3 protein-coding genes are annotated in these 1,949 nt (G+C 64.3%); 2 read left to right on the forward strand and 1 reads right to left on the reverse strand.

The window, feature by feature from the left end; translation table 11 throughout:
- On the forward strand, positions 1–248 hold a 248-nt coding region (locus BIS11_RS16315), incomplete at its 5' end, for a GreA/GreB family elongation factor (protein WP_253586553.1).
- Positions 249–272: 24 nt separating this feature from the next.
- Positions 273–1,580, forward strand: coding sequence for an arsenic transporter (locus BIS11_RS16320; RefSeq protein ID WP_253419840.1), 1,308 nt, complete (start codon positions 273–275; stop codon positions 1,578–1,580).
- A gap of 2 nt (positions 1,581–1,582) precedes the next feature.
- On the opposite strand, the gene BIS11_RS16325 is transcribed toward BIS11_RS16320, so the two are convergent.
- Positions 1,583–1,949, reverse strand: a 367-nt coding sequence (locus BIS11_RS16325; protein ID WP_253586554.1) for an SIMPL domain-containing protein, incomplete at its 5' end; no start/stop codon positions are given.

Below are 1,949 nucleotides of genomic sequence, written 5' to 3' on the forward strand. Positions count from 1 at the left end.
CGAACACCGACAAGATCTTCTTCGGTGCCTTCGTGAGCCTCGAGGACGACGACGGCGAGCCGCTCGATATCCGCATCGTCGGCCACGACGAGATCGACCCCCAGAAACGCTGGATCAGCATCGACTCCCCCATGGCGAAAGCGCTGCTCGGCAAGGAAGTGGATGACGAGATCACCGTGCAGACCCCGAGTGGCGAGGATTTCTATACCGTGACCAACATTCGCTACCCGCAGATGTCGGCCTCGTGACGCCTTGGATGAGCGAGTAACCGGATGCTGGCACTGACCATCTTCGCCACCACCCTGACGTTGGTGATATGGCAACCCAAGGGATTAGGAATTGGCACGAGCGCCCTGCTCGGAGCTTTCGTTGCTCTGCTCTGCGGCGTGGTGGCGTTCGAGGATATCGGCGCTGTGTGGCATATCGTCTGGGACGCCACCTTCACCTTCGTGGCCTTGATCGTCATTTCGCTGCTGCTCGACGAAGCAGGCTTTTTCAACTGGGCGGCGCTTCACGTGGCACGCTGGGGCCAGGGGCGCGGGGCGCTGCTGTTTGTGCTGATCGTGATACTGGGCGCGTTGATGGCCGCCGTGTTCGCCAACGACGGCGCCGCCCTGCTGCTCACCCCCATCGTCATCGCCATTCTCAAGCGCCTCGAGTTCGAGCCCGCCTCGGCCCTGGCCTTCATCATCGCCACCGGGTTCGTGGCGGACACCGCAAGCCTTCCGCTGGTGATCTCCAACCTGGTGAACATTGTCACGGCCAACTACTTCGGCATCGGGTTCGATCGCTATGCCCTGGTCATGATCCCGATCGCGCTGGTATCGCTGGCGGCCACCCTGACGGTACTCTGGGGAGTGTTCTGGCATCGAATACCCAAGCGCTATGAACTCGAGAACCTCGAGTCGCCCCGCTCGGCTATCAAGGACAGGCTGGTGTTTCACGCAGCGTTCCCGCTTCTGGGTATGTTGATGGTGGCCTACGTCGTGACCGCGCCTCTTGGAGTACCCGTCGCCTTCGTCACCGGGGGGGCGGCGCTGGTACTGACGGCGTTGGCTGGACGCTGGTGGCGCGGCGGTCGTGGTGCGGTGATACGTGTATCGAGCGCCCTCCTGGGGGCACCCTGGCAGATCGTGCTGTTTTCGCTGGGCATGTATCTGGTGGTGTACGGGCTCGGCAATGCGGGCTTGACCGGCTACGGCGCCCAGGCGCTCGAATGGCTCGCGAGACAAGGCGATATCGTCGCCACCGTGGGGACCGGGTTTCTGGTCGCGCTCGTCGCCTCCTTGATGAATAATCTGCCTTCCACCCTGGTGGCGGCGCTGGCGATCGATCAGGCCGAACTGCCCGCGCTGACTCGGGAGCTGATGATCCATGCCAGCATCATCGGCAACGACCTGGGGCCGAAGTTCACGCCCATCGGCAGCCTGGCCACGCTCTTGTGGCTTCACGTGCTGGCGGGCAAGGGGTATCGCATCACGTGGGGGCAGTACATGAAGGTGGGGCTTCTGATCACCCCACCGGTGCTGCTGGTCACGCTCCTGGCGCTGGCCCTGTGGCTGCCGATGCTGCCACCCTGACGTCACTCCAAGGCGTAGTCGATGGTAGTGACCACGCGCACGCGCTTGGTCTGCGGGGTGTAGCTGTCCAGGTCCTCGATGGAGAAGTAGCCTTGGGTGGCGCTCTTGATGCCACCCACGGCGCTTCCCGAGTCCTCGGCGAACTGCTGGGCGGCGCTTCGCGCATCCGCCGTGGCCTCGCGGATCATCTCGGGCTTGATCGCGTCGAGCCCGGTGAACAGGAACTCGGTGCGGTACTCGTAGGTGGGTGAAAGCAGCACGCCCTGGCGCACCAGCGCGGTCGCCTCGGGCACCGCCTGGATCACGTCCGCCACCCGGTCGGTGCGCAGGAGCAGCGTGGCCTCGGCGCGAAAACGCTCGTCCGGGCGC

It is taken from the genome of Halomonas sp. 707D4, from assembly GCF_024158685.1.
Taxonomy (GTDB): Bacteria; Pseudomonadota; Gammaproteobacteria; order Pseudomonadales; family Halomonadaceae; genus Vreelandella.

Coding starts and splice junctions, on each gene's coding strand:
- BIS11_RS16320 (WP_253419840.1), top strand. CDS start 273: ATGCTGGCACTGACCATCTTCGCCACCACCCTGACGTTGGTGATATGG.